The 24,830-nt window shown below is 35.8% G+C and carries 24 protein-coding genes and 1 pseudogene; 21 read left to right on the top strand and 4 right to left on the bottom strand.

Annotated features, from left to right (window positions below):
- Positions 1–48: 48 nt before the first annotated feature.
- From tmk to OZX76_RS07230, 12 genes are all read left to right on the top strand, one after another.
- Complete coding sequence (tmk, locus tag OZX76_RS07285; RefSeq protein ID WP_277179111.1) at positions 49–696, top strand: dTMP kinase; 648 nt, start codon at positions 49–51, stop codon at positions 694–696.
- A gap of 5 nt (positions 697–701) precedes the next feature.
- Entirely contained in the window at positions 702–1,025 is a 324-nt protein-coding gene (locus OZX76_RS07280) for a cyclic-di-AMP receptor (protein ID WP_277131676.1), read from the top strand.
- The gene (locus OZX76_RS07275) at positions 1,025–1,891 is read left to right on the top strand and encodes a DNA polymerase III subunit delta (RefSeq protein ID WP_277179109.1); all 867 of its coding nucleotides are present in this window, start codon (positions 1,025–1,027) and stop codon (positions 1,889–1,891) included. The genes OZX76_RS07280 and OZX76_RS07275 overlap by 1 nt, the downstream gene beginning before the upstream one ends.
- A gap of 11 nt (positions 1,892–1,902) precedes the next feature.
- Positions 1,903–2,250, top strand: coding sequence for a DNA replication initiation control protein YabA (gene yabA / locus OZX76_RS07270; RefSeq protein ID WP_277181526.1), 348 nt, complete (start codon positions 1,903–1,905; stop codon positions 2,248–2,250).
- Between the two features lie 12 nt (positions 2,251–2,262).
- On the top strand, positions 2,263–3,126 hold the full coding sequence (gene rsmI / locus OZX76_RS07265) for a 16S rRNA (cytidine(1402)-2'-O)-methyltransferase (protein ID WP_277179107.1): 864 nt from the start codon (positions 2,263–2,265) through the stop codon (positions 3,124–3,126).
- A complete protein-coding gene (locus OZX76_RS07260) occupies positions 3,126–3,863 on the top strand; it encodes an acyl-ACP thioesterase domain-containing protein (protein WP_277179105.1) in 738 nt (245 codons plus the stop codon). The genes rsmI and OZX76_RS07260 overlap by 1 nt, the downstream gene beginning before the upstream one ends.
- Before the next feature lie 58 nt (positions 3,864–3,921).
- A complete protein-coding gene (locus OZX76_RS07255; RefSeq protein ID WP_277179103.1) occupies positions 3,922–4,440 on the top strand; it encodes a folate family ECF transporter S component in 519 nt (172 codons plus the stop codon).
- A gap of 29 nt (positions 4,441–4,469) precedes the next feature.
- The gene (gene tsaB, locus OZX76_RS07250; protein ID WP_277179101.1) at positions 4,470–5,210 is read left to right on the top strand and encodes a tRNA (adenosine(37)-N6)-threonylcarbamoyltransferase complex dimerization subunit type 1 TsaB; all 741 of its coding nucleotides are present in this window, start codon (positions 4,470–4,472) and stop codon (positions 5,208–5,210) included.
- Positions 5,176–5,769, top strand: coding sequence for a ribosomal protein S18-alanine N-acetyltransferase (gene rimI, locus OZX76_RS07245; protein WP_277179099.1), 594 nt, complete (start codon positions 5,176–5,178; stop codon positions 5,767–5,769). The genes tsaB and rimI overlap by 35 nt, the downstream gene beginning before the upstream one ends.
- Positions 5,766–6,815: a tRNA (adenosine(37)-N6)-threonylcarbamoyltransferase complex transferase subunit TsaD gene (gene tsaD / locus OZX76_RS07240; protein ID WP_277179097.1), complete on the top strand. Its 1,050-nt coding sequence runs from the start codon at positions 5,766–5,768 to the stop codon at positions 6,813–6,815. Before rimI ends, tsaD begins: the two co-directional genes overlap by 4 nt.
- Before the next feature lie 2 nt (positions 6,816–6,817).
- Positions 6,818–7,363 carry a TetR/AcrR family transcriptional regulator gene (locus OZX76_RS07235; protein WP_277181524.1) on the top strand — a complete coding sequence of 182 codons (546 nt, stop codon included), beginning with the start codon at positions 6,818–6,820 and terminating at the stop codon, positions 7,361–7,363.
- A 98-nt stretch (positions 7,364–7,461) separates the two neighbouring features.
- Positions 7,462–8,844, top strand: a complete 1,383-nt coding sequence (locus tag OZX76_RS07230) for a DHA2 family efflux MFS transporter permease subunit (RefSeq protein ID WP_277179095.1) — start codon at positions 7,462–7,464, stop codon at positions 8,842–8,844.
- A 36-nt stretch (positions 8,845–8,880) separates the two neighbouring features.
- Here the strand turns inward: OZX76_RS07230 and pgmB are convergent, their stop codons facing one another.
- Genes pgmB through OZX76_RS07215 form a run of 3 tightly spaced genes read right to left on the bottom strand, consistent with a single transcriptional unit; the run spans position 8,881 to position 14,071 of the window.
- On the bottom strand, positions 8,881–9,546 hold the full coding sequence (gene pgmB / locus OZX76_RS07225; RefSeq protein ID WP_277179093.1) for a beta-phosphoglucomutase: 666 nt from the start codon (positions 9,544–9,546) through the stop codon (positions 8,881–8,883).
- On the bottom strand, positions 9,527–12,349 hold the full coding sequence (locus OZX76_RS07220) for an alpha-L-rhamnosidase (protein WP_277179090.1): 2,823 nt from the start codon (positions 12,347–12,349) through the stop codon (positions 9,527–9,529). Before OZX76_RS07220 ends, pgmB begins: the two co-directional genes overlap by 20 nt.
- Positions 12,350–12,367: 18 nt before the next feature.
- Complete coding sequence (locus OZX76_RS07215; RefSeq protein WP_277179088.1) at positions 12,368–14,071, bottom strand: glycoside hydrolase family 3 N-terminal domain-containing protein; 1,704 nt, start codon at positions 14,069–14,071, stop codon at positions 12,368–12,370.
- A gap of 138 nt (positions 14,072–14,209) precedes the next feature.
- Between OZX76_RS07215 and OZX76_RS07210 the strand changes: the two genes are divergently transcribed.
- The 9 genes and pseudogenes from OZX76_RS07210 (at position 14,210) to OZX76_RS09840 (ending at position 23,784) form a co-directional block, all read left to right on the top strand.
- Positions 14,210–15,241, top strand: coding sequence for an AraC family transcriptional regulator (locus tag OZX76_RS07210; protein WP_277179085.1), 1,032 nt, complete (start codon positions 14,210–14,212; stop codon positions 15,239–15,241).
- Between the two features lie 134 nt (positions 15,242–15,375).
- On the top strand, positions 15,376–16,659 hold the full coding sequence (locus OZX76_RS07205; RefSeq protein ID WP_277179083.1) for a PTS transporter subunit EIIC: 1,284 nt from the start codon (positions 15,376–15,378) through the stop codon (positions 16,657–16,659).
- Position 16,660: 1 nt separating this feature from the next.
- Positions 16,661–18,079, top strand: a complete 1,419-nt coding sequence (locus OZX76_RS07200; protein ID WP_277179081.1) for a glycoside hydrolase family 1 protein — start codon at positions 16,661–16,663, stop codon at positions 18,077–18,079.
- 1 nt (position 18,080) lies between these two features.
- Positions 18,081–18,404 carry a PTS sugar transporter subunit IIB gene (locus OZX76_RS07195; RefSeq protein WP_277179079.1) on the top strand — a complete coding sequence of 108 codons (324 nt, stop codon included), beginning with the start codon at positions 18,081–18,083 and terminating at the stop codon, positions 18,402–18,404.
- 433 nt (positions 18,405–18,837) lie between these two features.
- A complete protein-coding gene (locus OZX76_RS07190) occupies positions 18,838–19,803 on the top strand; it encodes an alpha/beta hydrolase (RefSeq protein WP_277179077.1) in 966 nt (321 codons plus the stop codon).
- A 52-nt stretch (positions 19,804–19,855) separates the two neighbouring features.
- Positions 19,856–20,563 carry a sugar-binding domain-containing protein gene (locus OZX76_RS07185; protein WP_277179075.1) on the top strand — a complete coding sequence of 236 codons (708 nt, stop codon included), beginning with the start codon at positions 19,856–19,858 and terminating at the stop codon, positions 20,561–20,563.
- Between the two features lie 42 nt (positions 20,564–20,605).
- A complete protein-coding gene (locus OZX76_RS07180; RefSeq protein ID WP_277179073.1) occupies positions 20,606–21,580 on the top strand; it encodes a glycoside hydrolase family 2 TIM barrel-domain containing protein in 975 nt (324 codons plus the stop codon).
- Entirely contained in the window at positions 21,516–22,304 is a 789-nt protein-coding gene (locus OZX76_RS07175) for a DUF4982 domain-containing protein (RefSeq protein ID WP_277179071.1), read from the top strand. The genes OZX76_RS07180 and OZX76_RS07175 overlap by 65 nt, the downstream gene beginning before the upstream one ends.
- 11 nt (positions 22,305–22,315) lie before the next feature.
- Positions 22,316–23,784, top strand: a pseudogene (locus OZX76_RS09840) (hypothetical protein).
- A gap of 29 nt (positions 23,785–23,813) precedes the next feature.
- Here the strand turns inward: OZX76_RS09840 and OZX76_RS07160 are convergent.
- The gene (locus OZX76_RS07160; RefSeq protein ID WP_277179065.1) at positions 23,814–24,728 is read right to left on the bottom strand and encodes a LysR family transcriptional regulator; all 915 of its coding nucleotides are present in this window, start codon (positions 24,726–24,728) and stop codon (positions 23,814–23,816) included.
- Between the last annotated feature and the right edge of the window lie 102 nt (positions 24,729–24,830).

The raw sequence follows: 24,830 nt of genomic DNA, 5'->3' as shown, positions 1-24,830 counted from the left end.
GTGTTAATATAGAAAGAACTTCTGTAAAATAGAGGCATGGAGAGTTTTATGAAAAGTTTTTTTATTAGTTTTGAGGGGCCAGATGGGTCCGGCAAAAGTACCGTTTTAGAGCAAGTTGTTAGTCAAATCGCTCCTAAATTAGCGCCACAATATCTTGTGACTCGTGAACCCGGTGGATCGAAAATAGCGGAACAAATTCGCCAATTTATTTTGGATCCGGCCAATACCGCGATGAGTGCTAAGACTGAAGCCTTACTTTACGCAGCTTCGCGAAGTCAACATATGGCAGAAACGATTATCCCCGCATTAAAAAGGGGAGAGGTTGTCTTTTCTGATCGTTTTGTTGATAGTTCGTTAGCTTATCAAGGTGTTGGGCGAGATTTGGGAGTTGAAGCTGTTAAGTCAATTAATGATTTTGCAACGAGCGGTATTGAACCTGATTTAACGATTTTCTTAGATGTGCAGCCTGAGGTAGGCTTAGCACGGATTGCCAAAGATCACGGCGGACAAGAAGACCGCTTGGAACAAGAAAAATTAACTTTTCACCAAAAAGTTTATCAGGGTTATCAGCAGGTCAATCAGCAGTATTCCGACCGAATTGCGGTTGTGAATGCTGATAGACCTCTTAGTCAAGTAGTATCAGATTGTGTTAAAATTATTGCAAACCGTTTACCAAAAGAATTGCTAAAGGACTGATTTTGATGAAGTTAATAATCGCAATTGTGCAAAAAGAAGATGCTAATCGACTGCAGCACACTTTTGTTAAAGAAAATATTCGTGCGACTAAATTAGCCACAACTGGTGGCTTTTTAAGCCAAGGAAATACAACGTTCCTTATTGGGATTGATGATGACCATGTAAAAGAAGTTTTGCAGATTATTAAAGAGGAATCCAAGGCGCGCGAGGAATATATGAACTCCAATATGGTAGTGACCGGCTTTGACATGAACAGCCAGCCAATTAAGATTACTGTTGGCGGCGCAACCTGTTTTGTTTTACCAGTAGAAGCGTTTAAACAATTTTAATGGCTACTGATCTTACCCAGAAGGGTGCTAAAGAGGCAGCCTTTTTAAGACGTGCCTTTGAGCAGAAACAGTTGGCTCATAGCTATTTGTTTGTTGACCGTGATGAAGATGAGGCTGTAAATACGGCATATTGGCTTGCCTGTTTGTTTAATTGTACTGGCGAAAGTGAAAACCGGCCTGATGGTACTTGCCAAAATTGCCAGCAGATTATTTCGGGTAACCATCCGGATGTCTTGCTGGTAACAACCGCCGGCAAGCAGAGCTTAGGTATTGACCAGATTCGGCCATTAAAGGAAGAACTGGCTAAAAGCCCAGTTCAGAGTAGTTGCCGCTTTTTCATTATTAATGAAGCACAAAAATTAACACTGCCAGCGGCCAACGCGCTGCTTAATCTTTTGGAAGAACCAATTGCTCCCGTTGTGACAATTTTGATTACCAATAATGTGGACCAAATTTTACCAACAGTGCGTTCCAGAACCCAGATTATTAATTTTGTGTCTGACGATCAAGCTGATGGTAAAACCGCATTTTTAGTTCAGAATGGGTTTACCAATGACCAAATTATTGAGCTTGGCGACACGCGTAAACTTGATCAAGCGATTAAATATTTTTATCAGGAAATGCTGGAATACGATCTTTTATCAATCGTTAGCGCGCACCAATTGGCAGATATGGCTAAAAGTAAAATCGGTCAGGATTATGTCTGGTTAATGCTGAAGCAGATGGCGCAGGCAGAGTTGAATAGTAAAGATCAGCAGGCAGGAGCTAAAATGCTCAAAAATTTATTAAAAATTGACAAAATGCGTTATAGTAATGTTAATTTCCGTAACTTATTGGATTATCTGGCTTTGCAGTGGAAACGGTAGGTGGTTTGATGGTGGATTCTTATTCAAAGTTACAACAGCTTCACGATTCGATGATGAATATGACCAAGACAATCGAAAGCCTGGAAAATGATATTTTAGATACACTCAAGGAAAATACCGAGTTAAAGGTTGAAAATCAACTTTTACGCGAAAAAATGGACAAAATGACAAACGCGAATGCTCATAATGGCACCGTTAAGACGCAGAGCGGCTTGGAATCTTTACGGCAGATTTATAACTCGGGTTATCATATTTGCAACATGTATTATGGCTCACATCGTGATCCGAGTTCTGACTGCATGTTTTGTTTAGACATTCTTGATAATTTCGGTGAAAAGAAGAAAAAGAAAGTACGTTAAAGGACGGATATAATGCAGCGGCAAAGTAGTTATGCAGATGATAAAGGTAAGCTTTACTTGGTACCAACACCGATTGGTAACCTGGAAGATATTACGATTCGGGCTAAAAAAGTATTAACAGATGCGGACTATATTGCGGCAGAAGATACGAGAACTAGCGGTATTTTACTGGAAAAGATTGGTGTGCACAATCACATGCTGTCCTTTCATAAATATAATTCCAAACAGCGCGCGCCTGAATTAGTTCAATTAATGCAAGAGGGAGCGGTAATTGCGGAAATCAGTGATGCGGGGATGCCCGTCATTTCTGATCCTGGCTATATTTTGGTTCAAGAATGTATCAAAAATAATATTCCAGTTGTCCCATTGCCAGGACCGTCAGCATTTACAACAGCTCTGATTGCGTCTGGTTTTGATGCACAACCATTTACATATTATGGCTTTTTGCCGCGCAAGGCTGGAGAACAAAAACCATATTTTGAAAAAATGGCTGCAGCCCATGCGACTTCAATTTTTTATGAAGCACCACATCGGTTGGTTAAGACGTTGAAAAACATGGCGACGGTGTTTGCACCTGACAGGCAGATTGTGGCAGCCCGTGAATTAACTAAAATTCACGAGGAGTTTGTTCGGGGGACGGTTGCCGAACTGAATGATTATTTTGCTGAAAATGCACCACGGGGCGAATTCGTCATGCTGGTATCACCAAGTACAGCTGAAACTAAAAAACTAACATGGCCGGAATTAATTAAGCTGGTCGATGAGCAAGTGGCGCAGGGTGAAAGCAAAAAATTCGCCATTAAAAAGGTGGCGCAGCTAAACAATGTTTCGAAAAACGAACTTTACGATCAATATCACCAAAACAGAGGCAATTAATGAAATATAGTGAACAAAAACGAATTGAATTTTATGAATGTGATGAAAATAAACATTTAAAGCTGCCAGCAATGGTTGACTTGATGATGAGTGTTTCCGAACACCAATTAAGTGGTGGTGAGGCAAGCACTAATTCTTTGACTGAACGTGGCTTAGGCTGGGTTGTCACGCAATATCATATTGATGTTCAGTCTTTGCCGCAACCGAATGATAAGATTACGGTGACTACTGATGCCATTGGCTATAATCGTTTTTTGGAGTATCGGGACTTTAATTTTGCTGATGAACAAGGCAATGTGCTCATTACGGTCAAGAGTGAATGGGTTTTGTTTGACTTGAAAAAGCGCAAGATGGTGTCAACGGATGAACAAATGATGGCTGATTTAGGTATTCCGTTATTGAAAAAGCTGCCTCACTTTCCGCGCTTGCGGCCACAACCGGAATATCAAACTAAGCGGCAGTACCGTGTTCGCTATGATGACTTAGATACCAATCATCACATGACCAATGGTCATTACTTTAGCTGGTTCATTGATACTTTGGATCGGGACTTTTTACAACAGCACCTCATTCAGAGTGTTGACATCAAGTTTAATCAAGAAGTAACTTACGGTCAGGAAGTATTTGCCTTGGTTAAGGTTGAGGATGATGGCCAAGACATTAAGTCCTATCACGTGATTGAGGATGATGAAAACAAGTCTAGAGCCGTTTGTGAACTAACTTGGCGCAAAATATAATATAATTAATTGAGCATGACTGGTCGTCATGCTTTTTTAATGAGGGGAAGTGTTGGCTATGATTTCAAAGAAAGCTCTGAAACTAGAACTGCGTGACTTAATCTTGCTTGGAGTCGTAATTGCAATCAAAATAATTTTGCATCGCTTTAGTATTGGTACGGCAGTTGTTCATGTCAGTCTAGATTTTATCGGCAGCGTGATGCTTGGCTTTATTTTTGGCCCCATATGGGGAAGTGTTGGCGGCGCAATTAGTGATTTGGCTTCTTCTGCAATTTTTGGTAATCAAGGTGGCTTTTTCATTGGTTTTACAATCAGCGCAATGGTCGGGCCACTAATTTACGGACTGTTTTTTTATCATCGACCAGTTAAAATTTGGCGGATTATCTTGGCAACTTTGCTAGTTACGATCATTGTTAATCTTGGCCTAAATACTCTGTGGGTGCATATTTTGTACGGCTTAAACTTTAACGCGGCCCTGGTTCAGCGGCTGCCTAAAGAATTAATTACTCCTTGGGTGCAAATGTTTGTTACCTACTTTGTTTTGCAGGCCCTTTCTCGTGTTAAAATAAAAAGGTAGATTTTTTAAAAAGGGAAAAGTAATTTGAAATGAAAATTTTAAGTGTATCAACAGCTACCAATCACTTGAGTGTAGCCTTAAATGACGGCCAATCAGTTATTATTGAAAAAAGTGAGCAGGATGAGCGTAATCATAGTGAGCATCTTGATCCGTTAATTAATGAAATTTTGCAAGAAAATAACTTGCAATTAAAAGATATTGATCGCTTTGCTGTTGCGATTGGGCCGGGTTCTTATACGGGATTGCGGATTGGCATTACCACGGTTAAGATGTTTGCTAGCATTTTAAATAAGGAAGTTGTTGGCATTTCAACCTTGCAAGCTTTGGCTGCCAGCTGTATTGATGAAGATACGTTGATTGTGGCTGGAATTGATGCCCGCAATGATAACTACTTTGCTGGTGGGTATGTTAATGAAGACGGTCAACCCGTTAATGTGCTGGCTGACGGTCACTATCATATTTCAGCTTTACTCGAAGCAGTTAAGGAATATTTGGCTGTTAAGCCGCTTAATAAAATTATTTTTGTTGGGTCTGGCTTTACTAAGCAAGAAGAATTAATTAAGGCACTGGGTGTCCCTTTTAGTTATGGTACTGATGACCAAAATGTCATTCACGCTGGCTTGATTGGTAAATTAGCACTAGCAGCAACACCAACAGATCCCGACCAATTACTGCCAAATTATTTACGGCGGACGCAGGCAGAGGTCGATTGGCATAAGAAGACGGGCAAGCCGTTTGAGCCAGACAGTAATTATGTGGAAGAAGTTTAAGCAGCATAATTATTTTTCTCATTTTAAAAAACAGCCACTTAAGATAGAATTTCAGCCATTTGTGTTTGTCGTTGCTGGTCAGACTGTTCAAGTTATGCGAGCAAAGCCTGATGATATTTCCAATATGTTGCTGCTTGAAACTCAGGCTTATGATGGAGAAACGCCGTGGAACGCCGAGGTGTTTCAATCAGAGCTAGCCAAGCCTAACTTGTTATATTTAGTTGTTTATCAGTCTTCAACCTTGATTGCCTATTGCGGTGTGCGCATTAATAAGCTTGAAGGGCACATAACTAACTTGACGGTTGCGCCTAATTGGCAGGGTCAAGGATTGGGAACACATTTAATGCGGATAATGATTGATTTAGTGCAAAAGTGGGGCTGTGAATATGTCAGCCTCGAAGTTCGGATAGATAACTTGGTAGCGCAAAAGCTGTACCGCCAGTTAGGCTTCAGTACAACTTTTGTACGACCAAATTATTATCAAGAAACGCAGACAGATGGCTTAAATATGGTGCTGAAATTAACACAAAAGCAAGATAAGAAAGGGATTAAGTTTTGAGCAAACAAAAAGATATTCGAATTTTAGCTTATGAGAGTTCCTGTGATGAAACTTCGACAGCAGTTATTAAAAATGGTCGTAAAATTGAGAGTTTGATTGTGGCAACGCAAATTAAGAGTCATCAACGTTTCGGTGGGGTAGTTCCCGAGGTTGCCAGTCGCCATCATATTGAGGTGATTAGCCAAATTACCAAAGAGGCATTGGCGCAGGCGAATGCAACTTGGAATGATATTGATGCCATTGCTGTAACTTATGGTCCCGGACTTGTTGGCGCACTCTTAATCGGTGTTAGTGCGGCTAAGGCAGCATCGATGGCGACGGGAATTCCCTTAATCGGTGTTGATCATATCATGGGTCATATTATGGCAGCTCAATTAACGGATGAAATTGAATATCCTGCTCTTGCCTTGCAAGTTTCTGGTGGTCATACCGAAATTGTTTTATTGAAGGATCCAACTCATTTTGAAATTGTGGGTGATACTCGTGATGATGCTGCGGGAGAAGCCTATGACAAGATTGGTCGGGTTCTCGGCGTGCAATATCCGGCTGGCAAAACCATTGATGACTGGGCACATCAGGGTCAGGACACGTTTAACTTCCCACGGGCAATGATGGAAGATGCCGATTATGACTTTTCATTTTCTGGTCTGAAGAGTGCTTTTATTAATACTTGTCACCATGCTGACCAAATTCACCAGGAATTGAACAAGTATGATCTAGCAGCCAGCTTCCAAGCCGCTGTTGTTGATGTATTAGCGCACAAAACTATTAGGGCAATTAAAGAGTATCAACCAAAGACCTTTATTATGGGTGGTGGGGTTGCAGCCAATCACGGGTTACGTGATCGCATGAGTCAAGAGATTGCGGCCTTGCCAGAGAGTATGCGGCCTAAAGTGATTTTGCCTGACCTGAAGTTGTGCGGCGATAATGCGGCGATGATTGGTGCAGCTGCTTATAATCTTTATAACGAAGGCAAGTTTGCTGATATGACACTCAATGCTGATCCGTCATTGGAATTGCCGTACGCAAATAGTATGCTTAATTAGTGATGAAAAATAATTGTAATCAAGCTAATAAATATGCAAAGCAGAAAATCCAGCAAATTTATCTTAAGATGATTAATGAAACGCCAAATCAACGGGTAAAAATAATTGATTTATGTAAAAGAGCGGGAATTAATCGTAGCACATTTTATTCATATTATTATGATGCAGATGAAGTTTTAGAAGAACTGCAAGTAGCTCATATGAATGCATTGCAAAAAATCTTAGCTGATGACGCGATCAAACACCAAAATCTCAAACAGGCGTTAACCAAAATTTTGACCTTAATCAAGCAGGAGCAGAATTTTTATTACTATTATTTTGTTACTAAAAATCAGGCAACTACATTGAATGTTCTTGACAATTCTGTCATTGCAGAAGAACTTAAACAGCAAAATAATGGCTGTGGTTCAGAAGAATTTATTTATGATCTTAATTTCTTTAATGGAGGGATGGCGGCAATAATCAAATTATGGCTAAAAAATGATTGCCAAACACCTGTTGCAAGTCTAGTAACGATTTTGCTTAATAAAATTAATAAGAATGCATAACCGATGTCAACCAACATTTTGATAAAAAATGTTGGTTGTTTTAGTTTTCTGAGGTTGTTAGCATGAAATAGTCCAATATTTAATTAAGGAGCTGTTTTATGTCAACTAAACAAAATAAGTTAACGACTAAACAAGCCAATTGTTTGTTTGTCGTCTTACTGCTATGCTGCATTCTGAGTTCACTGATGCAAACATCGATGACAACGATTTTACCAGTGATTATGAAAAGTTTAAAAGTTAATGCTAGCCAGGGTCAATGGCTAACCAGTGCGTTTACTCTGACTATGGGAATTATGATTCCAGTAACACCATTTTTACTTAAACGTTTTTCAACGCGTAAAATTGTGATTACCTCTTTGATACTTTTCAGCATGGGGTTACTAGTCTGTACTGTTGCCAATACTTTGACGATAATGATCTTAGGACGCGTGTTCCAAGCAATTAGTTGTGGAATTTTCGTATCATTAACGCAAGTTGTAATTGTTCAAATTTTCCCTGCACAATCTGTAGGAACGTACATGGGAATTTATGGGTTAGCAGTAGGTGGTGTGCCTGTATTTTCGCCAACCTTGTCAGGCTATTTAACGGACAAATTAGGATACCGCGCAATCTTTGGTTTTGTTCTAGTAGTTACACTAATTGTTTTGTTGATTAGCTTAAGAAGTGTCAGTAACGTATCAACTGGTGAAAAGTTGCGTTTGGATAACGTTTCATTACTGTTATCAGTTATTGGCTTTGGTGGTTTAACGCTTGGAATTGACCAACTCGGCAGTTACGATTATCGCAAATTTGCTGTACTGCTACTTTTAATTGCCTGCATCGCACTTATTGTATTTTGCAATCGGCAGGTCAAAGCTAAAAATCCGTTCTTAAGTTTACAACCATTAAAAAATGCGGATTTTACCTTAGCATTGCTAGCAAGCATGATCTTGTATGCTGTGATGATGGCAGGCTCACTAATTTTGCCGCTATTTTTACAAAACATTCAAGGCTTTTCTTCGACAGCAACGGGATTGATTACTCTGCCGGGATCAATTGTCATGATGATTTTTAGTCCAATTGCAGGAAAATTGTTTGATAAATATGGTATTAAACCGATTTTAATCATGGGTAGTCTTGCTCTATTTATTAGTTGCGTGGGTTTGGCAAATCTATCCGCTTTGACACCCACATGGTATATTTCAATTGTTTATGCCTTTCGGATGCTAGCGATTTCGATGTTGATGATGCCATTAGTTACTTGGGGGATGCTGAAGATTGATAGCGGTTTGACAGCGCACGGGTCGGCTTTAATCAGTGCAATGCGGACATATGCTGGTGCGATTAGTATGGTTGCTTTTACAGGAATTATGACTAGCGTTGGTCATGGGAAAGTGACATTAGCAGGCATTAATAAATCATTTATCATTTTAAGCTTTTTGGCAGGATTGCAAGTTTTATTAGCTGTTGTTTATCTGATGATGCAACGCAAAAACTCCTAAGAAAATTCTTAGGGTTTTTTTGTTATTTCAAAATATTTACTTAATTGATGCTTGTTCCCAAGCTGTTTCAATTTGATTGTAATTTAGATCTGCTGTTGTTGGAAATAGTAACTTTGCTTTACTTAATTCTTCTTTTGCGCCAACACCAACTGATAGGCTGCCAGCACGATTGATTGCATCGATTCCGGCAATGGAATCTTCAATGCCAACGCAATCTTTTGGCGGCACACCAATTTCTTTTGCAGCTTGAAGAAAAATATCTGGTGCAGGTTTTCCAAGCTTAACTTCATTCGGGTTAGCTATGGCATCGAAGTCTTGCCGTAAATCTAATTTTTCTAAAATTAAAGGAGCATTTAAACTTGCAGAAGCAAGTGAAAGCTTGACATCATGGCTCTTAAAATCACTAATTAATTTTTGGATTCCCGGTAAAATATCTTTTGGAGTTAAATTGTTTAGTAATTTTTGGTATGTTTGATTTTTTTCAGCGGCTAATTGTTCAAATTGCTCTTTACTGACATCAATATTTAAAAAATTCAGGATAGCTTTTAAGGAATCTGTGCGACTAACACCCTTAGTTTGTTGTTCTAATTCATTAGGCAAGTTTAATGAAAAATGATCCTTAATCAATTTGCGCCATGCTTGAAAATGATAAATTGAGGTATCGGCAATAACGCCGTCCAAATCAAAGAGAACGCCTTTCATGCAAAAACTTCCTTTCTTCTGATAATGGTGTTTGTTTTAATATCTGCTCAATTTTACTGAAGTCAGTATCGGAAATATTAATAAAGGGTAACATGGTATTTAGTTGCTTTAATGACATTGAACCTAAATTGTCCAAGTTTGTCTTGTCTTTAAAAAATGAAAATACTGAATTAATTGGCGTCAGCTGTGTAAGTAACTCTGAATCACTCATTAATAGTTTAACCGGCATATTTAAAGAATAATGTTCAATATAGCTAGTTTGAGGTATAAAGGTAATATTAAATATGCCGTTTGTTAAAGTTAATTTGTCATCCGTCTGTAATCCATTAACTTTAATACTACCTTCTTGATAGTTAGGAAGCTCTAAATTAACGGTTTGACCAAACGGAACTTCAAGTTTTATCTTTACGGTATGATTTTCATCAGTTTCCAATTGGTAATCTACTTTTAATTGACCATATGAACTTTCATAAAAGCCAGTAACATGCTTTAAGCGGTAGTCAAATTGTGGTGAAAGTAGAACCTTTTGATAACCATTTGTTTGTTCTTTAAGCCCCAAAACATATTTGTATGCCCACTGCATAATTGCTCCAATAGAGTAATGATTTAACGAGTTCATTACCTCAGGATTCATCGAACCATCAGGTAATACAGAATTCCATCTTTCCCAAACCGTCGTTGCTCCTAAGTTAACTGCATATAGCCAACTTGGAAAATCTTCATTTAAGAAAATCTGTGTTGCCAGCTTATGATACCCATTATCTGATAAGACCTGACAAATTATTGGCGTACCAACAAAGCCTGTTTTAAGATGATTATTATCTTTATCTAGTCTAGTAACCAAGTCATTTACTACGCGCTTCTTTTGGCTTTCTGGAATTAAATTAAAGTACAGAGCTAACGCGTAAGCAGTTTGAGTATCAATTGCTAACCGACCATTTGGAGTAATGTATTCTTTACGAATTGCTTCTTTTATTTTTTTAGCCCTTACTAAATATTTATCAGCCTCGTCTGTTTTAAGTTTAAGTACTTTAGCAGTTTTAGAGACAATTAAGGTTGAATAATAGTAATATACTGAAGCAATAAAATCCTCATCTGTTTTACCAGTTGGAAGTGCAGGATTTTCACCATCTAGTGAAAGCCAATCTCCAAATTGAAATTGTCCAGTCCAGAGATTCGGTGTTGAACTATGAGCACTAATCCAGTCAACCCATGCTTTCATTTCTGAATAATTCTGTCTTAAAATTGCAGGATCACCAGTAGACAAATATGCTGTCCACGGAATAATAGTCGCGGCATCGCCCCAAACGGCAGCACCACCATCATCGACACCCATAGCTGGAGCGTACATCGTTAACATGCCATGATGTTCTTTTTGTTCAATCAGTATATCTTTAGCATATTTTTTAAAGAAAGCATAACTGTTCATGTTTAAAACAGCTGTTCCTGAAAAGACATCCGCATCTCCAGACCAGCCTAAGCGTTCATCACGTTGAGGGCAATCTGTTGGTACATCCATAAAGTTGCTCTTTTGTCCCCAAAGAACATTTTGAAACAGACGATTAACTTTTGAATTATTTGTAGTAATGCCGCCAGTGACTTTCATATCAGAGTATATAACATTTGAACGGAAATCGGCTGCAGAAATTGGTTTGGTCAAACCTGTAACTTTGACATAGCGATAACCATAGTAAGTAAAGTGGGGCCGCACCCATTTTTCTTTGCCATCCGATGTATAAACAAAAGCAGCTCTGGCTTCACGTAAATTGTCACGATAGAAGTTGCCGTCTTGCAATATTTCTCCCATCTGCAATTTAACAGTCGTTCCAGTAGGTTCATGATTTAAAAATTCTGGCCAACCTGCATGGTTCTGACCAAAGTCTAAAACAGTTTCTCCTTTTGGAGTATGAATGATTTTCTTAACTGGCAAAAATTCATGATTCTTAATTGGTAAACTTAGTCGATCATGCAAAGGCGCAAATGAATGATCAATTTCTACTGCTGGCTGCCAATTAGTGATGGCAATTCTGTCATCATAATCTTCACCATAATAAATTGCTGATTTAGTAATTTTTCCAGCAGTTGTTTGCCATGAATGATCGCTTAATATCACGTCACTTGTACCATCTTGGTAGTTAATGTGTAATTCAGCTAGTGCCATTTGTCTTGAGCCATAGATATTGTCTTTGCCACCATCGAAGCCGAAGTTTCCTTTATACCAGCCATCACCAAGGGAAATCAGCAGTTCTTGTTGTGAGTTATTAGTTAAAAAATTGTTGATATCGTAAGTTTGGACTTGAATTAATTTATCGTAGGCTGTTACACCAGGACCGAGAAATTCATTACCAATTTTTTCACCATTAAGGTAGGCTTCATATAAACCAAGACCAGTAATGTATAACCGAGCACTTTTTATTGGCTTTTCAATTTTAAAATGTTTCCGCAATAGTGTATTTTGTAAATCACTGTTTGAGTTACCAATCCATTTACCTTTAAAAGCTTCGGACATTTTTCCTGTTTCAAAAAATGTTGAACCTTCGCTAATTTCATCGGCTTGCTTTAATTGAATGATTACTGTGTAGCGAGTGCGAGGTTCTAGAGGAATAGCTTCATCAAAAACATTATTGTCGTAGCTTTGCCAAGATGAATCAAAAATTGGACTATCCGTTTTAATAATTAATCTTTTTTGAACTGAATCAACTTTGTTTTCAACTTCAGCACTAAATTCTATTCGAACTCTATTACTAAAATCAAAACCAATTGGTTCATGCATATGATTAATTGAAATTTCTAAAATTTGCATTGACGATCACATTTTCTTTTATAGTCTGGTTTCAAAGCGACTACAGAATGGATCGACGGGACTGTGACCCAAGAATTCTTCTTTACCCATTAATTTTCGCAGAACTGCATCAATGGTTACATCATTTCCGGTATAAGCATTGATATAAGTGGAAACCATTGGAATATCGAACAGGTGATATGGATTGCACATTGATACAAAGACAGTTGGTATGCTGCGCATAAACCAAGGTGCATCAGCCGCCATTAGGTGAATCCAATCAATTCTGGTTGTGGTTTGATTGCTAGCTGTTTCTACATTTGCAATGTATAAGGCAAGGTCGAACTTGTCCTTTTCATCTTGCAGACCGCCTTCAAACACTTCATAAAAGTCTAAATTTTGACGATCAAATACTGAAACTTGAAAGCCAAGTGCTTCTAATTTCTTCTTGAACTTAGCAGTAACTTGGCCGCCTTCTTTAAAGCCACCATCATCAGTGTCGCCTAAGACAACAAGGCGTAAGCGTGGATATTTTTGAGGAGTGATAGGTAGAATTTTGTCTCGATCTTTAACTAAAGTTACAGATTTTCTGGCAACTTCAGCAGCAAGCTTTTCATGTTCAGCTAATTTCAAATCAAACTTAGCTGGCGCTGGTTCGAGTAATTTGCAGTTGGTATCCATTACTTTTTGAGCAACTTTGGTGGCGATTATTCGTGTGACTGCTTCATCTATTCGCTCTACTGAAAGAGTGCCATCATTTACTGCATCTTTGATAAACTGATAATCTTCATCAATGTTTTTATTAAATAAAATCATATCAATTCCGGAATTAATTGTTGTTGGCAGAGCTTTAGAACGCGGCATGATGACATTGTAACCAATCATTGGTGTTGCATCAGTAATTGTTAAACCATTAAATTTTAAAACTTTACGTAATAACCCATTAATCAGCAATTTAGAAGTAGTGGCAGGTCGTAAATCCTTGTCTTCAATTCCTGGTTTTAATTTTCGTTCCCAAGCAGGCTGCATAATGTGAGCAATCATGATACTTGGCAGGCCATTTTCGATCAAATGATGATAAATTTGACCATAAGATTCCATCCAATCTTCAGCAGATAAAGAATTAATTGAACTGAGTAAGTGCTGATCGCGTTCATCAACACCATCTCCAGGGAAGTGCTTAGCAACAGGAATAATGTTATTGTTTTTCAAGCCGTTAATTTCTGCATCAGCCATTTTGGTAACAGTATCTTCATTACTGCCAAAGGTACGTGTATTCATAATGGGATTACGAAAATTTTCATCAAGGTCAACAATTGGTGAAAATGACATGTTTCCGCCAACTTGTTTGGCTTCATATCCAGAAACATCGCCAAGATTGTAAGCTGATTGCGGGTCATTGGTTGCAGCTGCCTGCATTGGCCGAGCAAACCAAGTACCCTCGCTGATTAGGCCATTGCCACCAGCTTCAAGGTTAGCAGAAATAAATAGTGGAATTTCGCTTTCTTTTTGGATAGTTTCAATTTCATGTTGTAATTTTTGGGCTTTATCAGGTCGATACATAATTCCACCTGGTTGATATTTATTGATGAAGTCTTTTAGATTAGTTGTATCTTCATCTTGCCCAATTACGAAAAATAACTGACCTATCTTAGCATCTATTGTCATGCTTGCAACTTTCTTTTGAACAAAGTCAATTTGCTCAGTGGTTAAGTTGTAAGGCTTTTTAGTTAAATCTGTCATGGTTTACCTCTATCCATTGTTTAATAATTATTGAATTTAGGTTTAGTTTATCTTACTGTTTAATAGTATACTATCGTTAAAAAACATAAGAACTGTGTTTATTTCACAGATTTATAGTATGGCTAAAGAGGAAGCAATTTGACTAATAAGCTAATTAATTATTTACGTACAAAAAATCATCAGCGAAGCTGGGATGATGTTTTCGCAGAAATTAAAGATAACGGGAAAATAGCTCATAAAGTACGAATGGTTGATGGTGAGCCAGTATATCAATTTTATGATACGTATTCGGATGATTTGATTTTGAATAGTAGTGCAATTACTATTTCTGTCCAACCAGTTGGATCATTTATTCCTTTTCATATCCATGATTATGTGGAAATTATGATTCCACTAGTTGAAGATTGTGAGATTGTTTTAGAGCATACTAAGATTAAAGTGAAGCAAGAGGACATTATTTTTATGGGTAATCAGACAATTCATCAGGTTAAACCGATTAGCAAGAAGGGAATTGTTGTAAATATAGCTTTAAAAACCTCGGCCTTTTCTTTAAATGAATTGAATTTTTTGCAGGCAAAAGAGAGTGGCTCAGCAATTTCTAACCTGCTGTTTTCTTTATTATCAGATGAAGAATATGGGGAAGGGCGTTACAGCTTATTTGAAATAAATCATAATCAAAAGATAGTTGATCTAGTTTATGACATTATCGGCGAATACTATTTTCCAGAGATTCAATCAGATCAAATTATTAAATTAGAAATATTGACGTTGTTTTCTCGCCTAATTCGACAAGTCAATTACTCTGACATTAAGATAAAAAGCAATCAGCACCAAAAGAACAACCTTCTTTCATTGCTGCTATATATTGAAAGAAATTATAAAGACATTACTCTTACCAAGATGGCAGCTAATTTTGGTTTTAATCCCAATTACTTGTCTGATTATTTGCAAAAGCATACTGGTAAAACCTTTATCAACCTAGTTCATTTGCAACGAGTGAATGTAGCAGCGAGGTATTTAAGTTATACGAATGCGTCTATTGCAAAAATTTCTAATAAAGTCGGTTATGAAAATCCATCATACTTTTATAAAATTTTCAAAAAATACTTTGGAATGTCACCGGCTGAGTATCGATTAAATACTAGATCAAGCGGTGTTTCTCGATATTAAAATTTTTGATTATTTAAATACTAATCTGTAAAATGAACATATTTTTTCTGGCTTTTGAATATTGTGCTCTATGAACAACACTAATATACTAAAATCACAAATGAAAGCGAATTAGTTTAGTTAGGAGTACAAAAATGAAAAATTTCCAAACATGGCTAGAAAAAACTTTAGTCCCGTTTTCAAATAAATTAGGACAAAATAAAGTCCTGCAGAGTATCTCATCTGGTATGGTAATGACTCTGCCAGTAACAATTGGTGCATCAATATTTTCGATTTTTGCAAGTTTTCCAATAAAACCGGTTGCTGATTGGTTTAATAAAATTGGTGTTACACCATCTATGACGGCAATCGTTAATGGAACAATGAATATTTTAGCCGTTTTCATTGCTTTTACAATTGCATATAATTATGCTCAAAAGTGTAACGAAAATGGTGTGACCGCTGGATTATTCAGTTTAGCAAGTTTCTTTGTCTTGGCTCCTCAGATTATACCTGGTAAAAAGCCAATCAATGCTTTTCAAATGTCTTATATGGGCAGTGAAGGAATTATTGTGGCAATTATTTTATCGATTTTAATTGGTGTTTTTTATGTTAAATTAAGCCATAACAAAAAATTGGTTATTAAAATGCCTGATTCAGTTCCTAGCATGGTAAGTTCATCAATTGAGCCTTTATTGATTGGTATTATTATTTTTATTACCGTATTTATTGTTAGAGTAATTTTTGACTATTCTTCTTTCGGTAATGTATTTGATTTTGTAAATAAATTGATTACAACACCGTTATTACATGTTGGCGGTTCCCCAATAACTTTAATCTTAATTATGGCTTTATCGAATTTACTGTTTACATTTGGTATTCACCCAGCAGCAATTCAATCTGTGATTATTCCGTTGGTTATTTCAATGATGGTAGGTAGTGCACCAGCCTTTCAAGCTGGTAAAACTATTCCATACCTAAGCAACTTAGTTGTTTTTGCCTTTACAAATAATGATGCTGCTGGTGCTACATTAAGTTTAGTATTGATTGGTTTGCTCTGGGGTAAATCAAAACGCTATAAGAAATTCTTTAAAGTTTCTGCTTTACCGAATTTATTTAATATCAATGAACCGATAATCTTTGGTATGCCAATTGTTTTAAATCCAATTATGTTTATTCCATTCATTCTTTCATCTTTTGTATCTAGCGGTGTTGCATTATTAGCAGTTAAGATAGGTTTTATTACAAGTTATAACCCAAGTTTAGGAATGGGTATGCCTTGGACAATGCCTAAAATTATTGCAGATACAATGATTATGGGTTGGCAAGGTGCAGTCATTTGGCTGATTAACTTTGGCTTAATGATGATTATTTATTTACCATTCTTTAAAGTTGCTGACAAACAAGCCCTTGATGAAGAAAATAGTAAGGAAGAATAATATGCAATATCAATTAAAAGATGATTTTCCTTCAAATTTTTTATGGGGTGCAAGCACTTCTGCTTTTCAAGTAGAAGGAGCAGCTAATGAAGATGGTAAAGGATTAACAGTTGCTGATTTGCGTTCGCAAAAAAGCAAGTATCTTGATACCTCAGTTTCAGTTGATCATTATCATCATGTTGAAGAAGATGTTGACCTAATGGCAAAGTTGGGCTTAAAAAGTTATCGCTTTTCAATTTCATGGGCTCGCATTTTTCCTAATGGAAATGATGCTCAACCTAACCAAAAGGGAATTGACTTTTATAATAAATTAATAAATCTGCTAATAAAAAATAAAATAGAACCGATTGTTACACTTTTCCATTTTGATTTTCCAGAATCTTTAGTTGAGCAATATGGCGGTTGGGCAAGTAGAAAAGCTATAGATGATTATTATCACTACGTAAAAACCGTTTTTGAATTATTTGGAGATCGTGTAAAGTATTGGTTAACAATTAACGAACAGTCACTGCTTGCAAACGTTCCTTCAATGAATGGAATAACAGCCGATAATGTACATGATTTAAGACAAAAGGGTGAAAATTCTAACTATAATATGTTTTTAGCACAAGCTAGAGTATATTCTCTTTGTCACAAAATGTTTCCAAATTCTAAAATTGGACCGGCAGTTTCTTACATGACGAACTTTCCATATGATCATACTTCAGCTAATACTTTGAAGAGTAAATCAATGGAAGATATGATCTCATTTATAGACATGGATGTTGCTATCCGTGGTGAATTACCATCTTACTATTTGCGTTACTTGAAAGACAGTGGTTTAACATTAGATATTCATGAAGAAGACGCAAATATTTTAAAAGAGGGTAGAGCAAATTATTTGGGATTAAATTGGTACTCTACTTCTGTATTTAAGCTAAGCAATGATCAAAACCCTAAAATGCTTGATGGTGTAATATCTAATGTTGAGAAAATTACTGATACGCGTTTAATGAATTCTGAATGGGATTTTTCTTATGATCCAGTTGGGCTTAGGTTAGCATTACAAGTAGTTAATGATCGTTTTCCGGGTATTCCAATTGTCATTACTGAATGTGGTTGGCCTGAGCATGAAGAGCTAGAAAATGGTAAGATTCACGATCAAAAAAGAATTAAATACCTAAATGGTCATATTTTTGAATTGCGCGAGGCCATAAAAGATGGTGTTAATGTAATATCATTCAATCCATGGTCTTTTATGGATTTGTTAAGTGTTAATGATGGTGTAGATAAAAGATATGGCTTAGTTTTTGTTGATCGTGATAATTATTCTGAAAAGCAGTTAAAACGATATCCTAAAGATAGTTACTATTTTTATCAAAAAGTAATAAAAGAAAATGCTAAAAATGTCACCAAAAGAGAGATTAATGGAGAATTTTAAAATGGCTAAAAAAACAATTATGTTGTGCTGTGCTGCTGGAATGAGTACTAGTTTGTTAGTAACAAAAATGCAAAAAGCAGCTCAAGAGCAAAATAAGGATGTTGCAATTTTCGCTGCTCCAGCATCTGAAGCTGATAGTAAAATGTCTGAAAAGAATATTGATTGTATTTTACTTGGACCTCAGGTTCGATATATGGAAGATGACTTTAAGAAAAAAATAGAAGGAAAAAATGTTGGATTAGCTGTAATTGATATGCAAGCATATGGAATGATGGATGGTGCAAAAGTTTTAGCTCAAGCATATCAATTAATGGAAAATAGATGATTTAATATTTGCTACTTTTATTAATTTAGTAGAACAATAAAAGTTATTGAGGAAAACTCATCAAAAAAAAATGTTAGGATAAAAACTAACATTCTTTTTTTGAATTTAAGAATTGTAAATTAGTAATATTTGCTAGTGACTTTTGGAGTTCTAAGTTATTGTTATATGATAGTTGAAAAATTTCGGCTAAAATACTAGGTACAATCAACGAAGCTTATTTAACTTTATAAGGATGATAGCAAATAAAGATTGGCTTTAAAACTATTAATCAAAATTCAAAGTAGCTATATTATGATTTTAAGTAATATGATAGTCTACAAGTGTGACAAGAAGATTGAATATTTTTATGACTAATGTCTTGTCTATTTAAGTTATTTGGTAATTAGATCGCTAAACGAGCAAATTAAAAAACTAATTATTGTGAGGTAAAATTATGCAAATTGAAAAATTTAATTTAGATAAAAATAATCCTGACGTTACTTTAACAGCATATTTATTAGATGATTCACCTGAAATGCTCAAAGGAACACCACGACCAGCATTAATTATTTGTCCAGGAGGAGGATATTTTAGTTGTTCTGATCGTGAAGCAGAACCTGTTGCAATGTATTTTGCTAATCAGGGCTACCATACTTTTGTACTTAGATATACCACCTATTCTAAAGGTAGCTTAGCTATGCCGGATTTATCTAAGCCATTACCAGAAAAGAAAGAATCACAATATCCGAGACAAATCCGGGAATTAGGACAGTCAATGCTGTTGATAAGAAAGAATGCTGAAAAATGGCATGTTGATTCAAGAAGGATCGGAGTATGTGGTTTTTCAGCAGGCGGCCATGTTGCAGCATTGTACTCAACTGTATTTAATGAGCCAGTTTTGACTGATTACTTGGGAGCTACTGCAAAAGAATTACGTCCAGCAGTTACAATTTTAGGCTATGCAATTACTGATTATCATTTATTGGATCAGGATGTAAAGGCTAAAAAAGATTCACCAATGGATTATGCATTTATGAAAGCTTCAAATGTTGCCTTTTTGGGTCAAGAATTTCCTGATGAGGAAACAGAACGAGAAGTGAGTCCTGTTGATCACGTTGATAGTGATACACCTCCGTTCTTTATCTGGACGACTGCTACTGACCCTTTGGTTACACCAATTAATTCTTTAAACTTAGCAAAAGTATTAGCAGAACATAAGATTCCTTATGAAATTCATATTTTTGGTGAAGGTGGTCATGGCTTAAGTTTAGGTACTCAAGCGGTTGCCGAAGCAAAATCACAAATAAATCCGAAAGTTGGTCAATGGACAACTTTATGTACTAAATGGTTAGAAAAGTATTTTGCACCTGATTTACCTGAAAAAAGTGATTTTGAAAAAATACAAGAAAAAATCAAGTAAATAAAAGTGTGCGTTTAAAGCACACTTTTTGTTATGAAAGAAGTACATTTCAATGAAAAAAGAAAATTGGAATAAAGATTGGTATTTTTGGGAAGATAAAAACTCGTTTTCATTAGTTTGGACAACTCCAGATAACGCGCAAAAAGTTACGCTACCACATGATGCAATGATGGCGGGTAAACGAAATAAAAATAGTAGTAATGGTGGAAATACAGGCTATTATGATGGCGGAACTTTTGTTTATACGAAGGACTTATTTGTTACACAAAATCAAATTAATCAAAATTTTATTTTGAATTTTGAGGGAGTATATAAAGATGCTCAAGTTTTTGTTAATGGTCAGTTAGCAGGTCAAAATCATTATGGCTACTCAAATTTTTACGTTTATTTAAATGATTATTTAAACTTTGATGAGCATAATGAAATACGTGTCGTGACAAAATCAGGTGCAGAACCTAACAGCCGTTGGTATTCTGGAGCCGGTATTTATCGGGACGTTTATTTATTAACTGGTGATAGTACTTATATTTGTTCTGATAATATTTTTGTCAAAACAAGATCAATTACGAATTCACTTGCTACTTTGCAAGCTGAAGTAACGATTAATAATACGGGATATAAGAATGAATTTTGTTTACAAACAATTGTCTATGATGACGAAAACAAAATAGTTACCAAGGAAGAGTCTCAGGTAGTTCTGTTTGCCAATGAAAAACGAAATTTAAGACAACAATTGTATATTAATCAATCTAAATTATAGGATGCGGAACATCCGAATCTATATACAGTGGACTTTAGGCTATTGCAAAATAATGATTTGGTTGATGAAGAAAAAGTAGTTACAGGTATCAGACAATTAACTTTAGATCCTGTTAATGGACTTGCAGTTAATGGAAACTCAGTTAAGTTAAGAAGTGCTGCAATTCATCATGACAGTGGCTTACTAGGTTCTATGACATTACAAAAAAATTCTTACCGTCAAATATATTTGCTGAAAAAGGCCGGCTTTAATGCTATTAGAATGGCTCATCAACCGGCTGCACCAGCACTTCTTCGTGCTTGTGATGAATTAGGAATGTATATTTTGGATGAAACTTTTGACATGTGGAATCGAAGTAAATCCGATTATGATTATAGCCTTGATTTTTCTTCTGATTGGCATAATGACGTAGCAGCAATGGTTAAAAAGGACTTTAATCATCCCAGCGTTATTTTGTATTCTATTGGTAATGAAATTCCAGAGATTGCCACTGATCAAGGGCTGAAAATTTGTGAACAAATCAATAGCGTAATTGAGAATCTTGACGATACCAGATATACTCTTGCTGCCATTAATGGTATGTACACTGTCGGAACTGATTTGCTGAAAATCATTGCCAATGTTACATATAAGCAAGAAAAAAAGAAGTTAAGTAATCAAAACGTAAATGAATTTATGACGTACATGGATAAGTATCTTGATCAAATAGTCACTGATCCAGCTATTTCAAAACAAATTAAAAAGGTAGCTGCTCAAATTGATATAGTTGGTTATAACTATATGGGAGCAAGATATAAAAAAGATAGTGATTCTTATCCTAATCGAATTATGGTAGGCAGTGAAACTTATCCACCTGAAATTGCTCGTAATTGGGATAACGTCTTGAAGTTACCACAGGTAATTGGTGACTTTACTTGGACTGGTTGGGATTATTTAGGTGAAGCAGGTGTTGGTGTTCCTAGTTATCATTTTGGTGATGGTGGCTTGGGGGGCAAAATTTCCAATTCTAACTTCTAATGTTGGTGATATCGACTTAATTGGTTTTAGAAGACCTATTTCCTATTATCGTGAAATTGTCTTTGGCTTACGTCAAGCTCCGTATATTGCAGTACAAGACCCACATCATTATGGGGAACCAGTTCAGTTAACTCCATGGATTTTAAGTGATACTGTATCAAGCTGGTCATGGGATGTACCTGAAAATTCTAAAGTAATTGTGGAAGTCTATAGCAGAGGAACTGAGGTCGAATTGTTTTTAAATGGTTGCAGTTTAGGAAGAAAGCCTGCAGGAGAGAAAGTTAATTATCGAACTTTGTTTGAAACAGATTATACTAAAGGTGAATTAGTTGCAGTATCTTACGATAATGGAAAGGAACTGGTAAGAACAAAGTTACTTTCAGCTCAAGAAACTACACAGTTGAAATTAAAACCTGAAACGCTATTTAATCAGTTGGATTTTCATGAGAGTCATAATCTATCTTATATCGATGTGAAGCTAGTCGATGATCAAGGAACAATGATAACAGATGAGGATGTTCTGTTTACTGCTGAAGTTGTTTCGGGAAATGCAAAAATTGTAGCAGTTGGTAGTGGCAATCCTAAACCTGTAACTGAATTGAATAATAAGAGTAGTAACACTTATCACGGTAGAGCATTAATTATTGTAGAGCGAACGGAAAAAGAAGCAGTCAGCTTGAATGTAAAAACTGAAACTGGATTATCTGTAACTACAAAACTATAAAGGGGTTTCTAATGATAAATTTTAAGGTTAATGCAAAAGAGCAGCATAGTTTTCCTCATTATTGGGAATTATGTGTTGGTAGTAGTCACGCATATACAGCTTTAAGAGCTGATTATCAAAAACAATTGGAAAAAGCACATCGAGAGTTAGGATTTAAATATGTACGTTTTCATGGTATTTTTAATGATGAAATGAGCGTCTGCACAGAAATGACTGGGCTTGACGGAATTTCACATGGTATGATTTATAATTTTGAAAATATCGATACTATTTTTGATTTTCTGCTTTCAATAGGTATGAAACCTTTTGTAGAGTTAGGGTTCATGCCTGAATGTTTAGCATCTGGTAAAGGAAAAATATTCCCATACGGCGGTAACAATTCTATGCCTAAGTCTGATGAACAATGGCAAGAATTAATTAGTAAATTTATCAAACATATTTTGAAAAGATACGGTAAAGAAGAAGTAGAGTCCTGGTTTTTCGAGGTTTGGAACGAACCAAACTTACCATTATTCTTTGCGGGAAATAAAGATGATTACTTTCATTTATATGAAATTACGGCAAGAGCAATTAAAAAATTGATACTAATTTGAAAATTGGTGGTCCATCAACTTCATTTAATTCCTGGATTCCTGAGATGATTGATTTTTGTGAGAATAATAGTGTTCCATTAGACTTTTTAACAACACATCATTATCCAACAGATGATCCACTTTGGAAAAGCGGCTTAAGTATTGATGACTACTTTGCGAAAACTCATGGTAAGAAAACAACGTATCATCGTGGTATTTTGAAAGAAATGACACAAAGAACTAAGCAGCAAGCTAAGAATTATCCATTATATTATACTGAATGGAATGTATCAGCTAGATTGGGCGATACTATTCATGATGAGCCTTATGCTGCTGCAATGGTTGCCAAGACTTTGGCTGATAATGACGGATTAGTTGATGGATATTCATTCTGGACTTTTTCTGATATTTTTGAAGAACAGTATCAAAAGCCAAATGTATTTCACGGTGGTTTTGGTTTGCAAACATATCAGGGTATTGCCAAACCGGCATATCGAATTTTTGAACTATTCCATCAATTAGGAGATATCCGTTTACAAGTAACATCTTCACAACCTGAAGCAACAGCTGAAATGTTAGCAGTAAAGAAAAATAGAGCGATTCAGTTAATTATCTATAATCACAATGTACCAACAAAAGAAATAAGTGACTTAGAGATTTTAATTGATATAGGGAAAAATTATAATCAAAAGGTAAGCTTAATTAGAATTGATGATGATCACGCTAATGCAAAAGGATATTGGCAAGAAATAGGGGCGCCTGAGTATACTACTTTGAACCAAATTAAGGAATTAGATGAAGCGTCTTCTTTAAAAGTTGAAAAACTTAATTGTGAGAATGGAAAAATTAAAATGGGAATCCCTGCTAATGGATGTATGTTTATTACAATAGAAAATTATTTTGATTAATAAAGAACATAATTGCTTTATAGCGTAAGCTATAAAGCTTTTTGGATTTTGATTGATTTAACGAATTGCTTTAGTGGTTTTGATTTATTGTTTTTCAGATAAATTAGCTGCATAGTATAATTTTGCTTTTTTTGCTCTGATAAAAAGTGTCGATAAACTATTTCTGGATCTCTTTGCATGATTAAATCTATTAATCCAGCTGGGATGTATGAGATACCCTGATCTAATGCAGTACTTGTCATTAATTGCTCAATTGATGATACTCGTTGAATGTGATATTGAAACGAACTGTGGTTTAAGGTTGCTTTGAAAGTCTTTCTCATAAAATCTGATTTTTCACTGCTGTAATACAATAAATTTTGTCCATTTAAATCACTTTCATTGATATAGTTCTTGCTACTCAATGGATTATGTTTGCTGATACCTAAAACCATTTCATTGGAATAGACAGGAACTACATTATATTGCTCTGCATGAGGAATATCGTAGCTGCCATAATGATTAATGTAGGCACAATCTAATTTGTTTAAAGTTAGATCAGCTAAAATATGCTCAACACTTTCTTCTGATGTAAAAAAGTTGATTTGAGGTAGATTTTGCGATTTATAATTGATGATTTCTTTTTCCATGATATAGGCATCAAAAATTGAAAAATAAGCAATGTACAAAGAATTAGTGGCAGATTGAGAAATTTCTTGTAACTCTGCTATAGTTGAATCGACATTATTTAAGTATTCTTGAACTCGTCCAGCAAAATATTTTCCAGCGGGAGTTAAGCTTATTCGGTTATTTGACCTAGTAAATAATTTGACACCAATTTCTGTTTCAAGTCGTGAAATTTGACGTGATACTGCTCTTTGAGTCACGTACTTTTGCTTTGCTACACGACCAAAGCTGCCTTGTTGAGCAACATCTAAAAATACTTTTAATTGATCACTATCCATAAAATTTTACCTTCTACTCGTACATTTATGTCCGCCTTGAGTACAAATTAAGCATATCACAATATTTTTGGAAGCGGTTATACTTTAAGAGTAAATTAATAG

Origin of the sequence: Lactobacillus sp. ESL0677 (genome assembly GCF_029392875.1) — a bacterium.
Taxonomy (GTDB): Bacteria; Bacillota; Bacilli; order Lactobacillales; family Lactobacillaceae; genus Lactobacillus.
Note: the sequence above shows the minus strand (reverse complement) of the source record. Positions and strands in the feature narration are given on the sequence as shown.

Excerpts from the sequence above, each read along its gene's own strand:
- tmk (WP_277179111.1), top strand. The coding sequence starts at position 49 with ATGAAAAGTTTTTTTATTAGTTTTGAGGGGCCAGATGGGTCCGGCAAA.
- OZX76_RS07280 (WP_277131676.1), top strand. The coding sequence starts at position 702 with ATGAAGTTAATAATCGCAATTGTGCAAAAAGAAGATGCTAATCGACTG.
- OZX76_RS07275 (WP_277179109.1), top strand. The coding sequence starts at position 1,025 with ATGGCTACTGATCTTACCCAGAAGGGTGCTAAAGAGGCAGCCTTTTTA.
- rsmI (WP_277179107.1), top strand. The coding sequence starts at position 2,263 with ATGCAGCGGCAAAGTAGTTATGCAGATGATAAAGGTAAGCTTTACTTG.
- OZX76_RS07260 (WP_277179105.1), top strand. The coding sequence starts at position 3,126 with ATGAAATATAGTGAACAAAAACGAATTGAATTTTATGAATGTGATGAA.
- OZX76_RS07255 (WP_277179103.1), top strand. The coding sequence starts at position 3,922 with ATGATTTCAAAGAAAGCTCTGAAACTAGAACTGCGTGACTTAATCTTG.
- tsaB (WP_277179101.1), top strand. The coding sequence starts at position 4,470 with ATGAAAATTTTAAGTGTATCAACAGCTACCAATCACTTGAGTGTAGCC.
- OZX76_RS07235 (WP_277181524.1), top strand. The coding sequence starts at position 6,818 with ATGAAAAATAATTGTAATCAAGCTAATAAATATGCAAAGCAGAAAATC.
- OZX76_RS07230 (WP_277179095.1), top strand. The coding sequence starts at position 7,462 with ATGTCAACTAAACAAAATAAGTTAACGACTAAACAAGCCAATTGTTTG.
- pgmB (WP_277179093.1), bottom strand. The coding sequence starts at position 9,546 with ATGAAAGGCGTTCTCTTTGATTTGGACGGCGTTATTGCCGATACCTCA.
- OZX76_RS07220 (WP_277179090.1), bottom strand. The coding sequence starts at position 12,349 with ATGCAAATTTTAGAAATTTCAATTAATCATATGCATGAACCAATTGGT.
- OZX76_RS07215 (WP_277179088.1), bottom strand. The coding sequence starts at position 14,071 with ATGACAGATTTAACTAAAAAGCCTTACAACTTAACCACTGAGCAAATT.
- OZX76_RS07205 (WP_277179083.1), top strand. The coding sequence starts at position 15,376 with ATGAAAAATTTCCAAACATGGCTAGAAAAAACTTTAGTCCCGTTTTCA.
- OZX76_RS07200 (WP_277179081.1), top strand. The coding sequence starts at position 16,661 with ATGCAATATCAATTAAAAGATGATTTTCCTTCAAATTTTTTATGGGGT.
- OZX76_RS07195 (WP_277179079.1), top strand. The coding sequence starts at position 18,081 with ATGGCTAAAAAAACAATTATGTTGTGCTGTGCTGCTGGAATGAGTACT.
- OZX76_RS07190 (WP_277179077.1), top strand. The coding sequence starts at position 18,838 with ATGCAAATTGAAAAATTTAATTTAGATAAAAATAATCCTGACGTTACT.
- OZX76_RS07185 (WP_277179075.1), top strand. The coding sequence starts at position 19,856 with ATGAAAAAAGAAAATTGGAATAAAGATTGGTATTTTTGGGAAGATAAA.
- OZX76_RS07160 (WP_277179065.1), bottom strand. The coding sequence starts at position 24,728 with ATGGATAGTGATCAATTAAAAGTATTTTTAGATGTTGCTCAACAAGGC.